A 1,542-nucleotide genomic window follows, 5' to 3' on the forward strand; every position below is an offset into this window, starting at 1 on the left:
AATGCCTCGTTTTCATTCTGCAGAAAGTGCACCCTGGTCAGTACAGTCTTTAAGATTAACGTACGATTCGCATTTGCAGGACGAGGTGGATCACGCTAAACAACGAGGTCTAAAGCCTCCAGGAAATTATCGATCTTACCTCGACCCCAAAGGTAGTGGTTAGCTTTATTTAGTTATTTTACGCTACAAGAGTTACAAGTTGTTGATTCTTAAAACTATGATATCTTAGCTTTTTGTTTATTTCATGGTTAATTTGAAAATCTGGTTGGTTCGATATAAAAGGCTTTTTGTCACGTAACATAGCGAATGCAATTTTAAGGAATTTGTTCCCTAACGCAACATACAGTTTACGATAATGTTTGCCTTTTCCTTTCAGCCGTTCGTAAAAGGGCATTAAGTCCTTATTATGGACGGAGAGTGTATGGCCTATGTGGTAGAGAACGTGTCTTAGATGTGAGTTTCCTTGTTTTGAAATTTTTCCATAGTACCCGCCACTTCCACCAGATTGTTTAACAATTGGGTTTGTGCCAGCTTTTTTGATTAGTTGACTAGGATGATCATATTTCGAAATATCTCCTAGCTCACTATAAAATTCAGCTGCAGATACAACACCAATTCCAGGGACTGTTAATAAAAGTAGTCCATCCGTTTTAAGAAGGAGGGTTTCCATTTCTTTTTCTAGATTTTTGATGTTCTCATTGAAGATTTTGAGACTCTGAATTTTCATTTTTAAGATAAGTAGTTCAGGTGTTAACTCTTCTTTTGAACGAGAAAGTGAGTGATTAGCCGCAAAAAGTAACCTTTGGATCGTGGTATCTCGCATTTTTAAGTTATGTTGTCTGGAAAGCTTACGTATTTCCAATTCTCCTAGTTTTAGGATAGAAGAGGGGTGAGGATAGTGTTCCATAAAGAAAAGTGGAGTCTTTCCCCAAAAATCACTAAAGATCTTCTGTGTTTTCCGTTTTTTGTTATCCATAACAGCGTATCCTTGAAACTCACGCCAAATGTGATCCATCAGCACTCTAATTTCTACTTGTAAGGTAGAGCGTTTATTTACTTCACTACGCCTAGCTCTTGAAAGAGTTAGAAGTTGCCGTTGAGTACCTTCAGATAGAGTAAACTCAGTTCCTTTATTACGCATGATGGCGTGTGCTAAGGCAACAAGGTCTAAGTCATCTGTTTTACACCAACTTAGTGCACTAGAACGTTCCTCAAAGGTTGTGTAAGCATTGAAGATTTGGACTCCATACCCTTTGGTACCTAACTCGCGGACAATGTCTTCATAATAATGTCCTGTGGCCTCAACACCTAGAAAAATGCGTTGGGCGTTGGCTTTAGAAGAAGCATGTTTAATCTTAGTACAGAGCTCCGTAATACCGAGAGAATTAACGGAAAAGAAAAAGGGTTTCTCAATGACATCGCCAAAATAATTACAGATCAGGGCTTTCTGATGAAGCTTAGCTGCGTCAATCGCAACGATTAGCACTTCTTCTAGATTAATCCCACGTAGCTGATCACTAAATCGACTACCTTTTTTACCTT

The 1,542-nt window shown here is 38.5% G+C and carries 1 protein-coding gene; it reads right to left on the minus strand.

All coding sequences use genetic code 11. The features are described 5' to 3' along the window. Positions 1–178: 178 nt before the first annotated feature. Positions 179–1,542: IS110 family RNA-guided transposase (locus ACFFIX_RS27705; RefSeq protein WP_378939881.1), on the minus strand; the 1,364-nt coding region annotated here is incomplete at its 5' end.

Origin of the sequence: Metabacillus herbersteinensis, from assembly GCF_042433335.1 — a bacterium.
GTDB classification, from domain to species: domain Bacteria; phylum Bacillota; class Bacilli; order Bacillales; family Bacillaceae; genus Metabacillus; species Metabacillus herbersteinensis.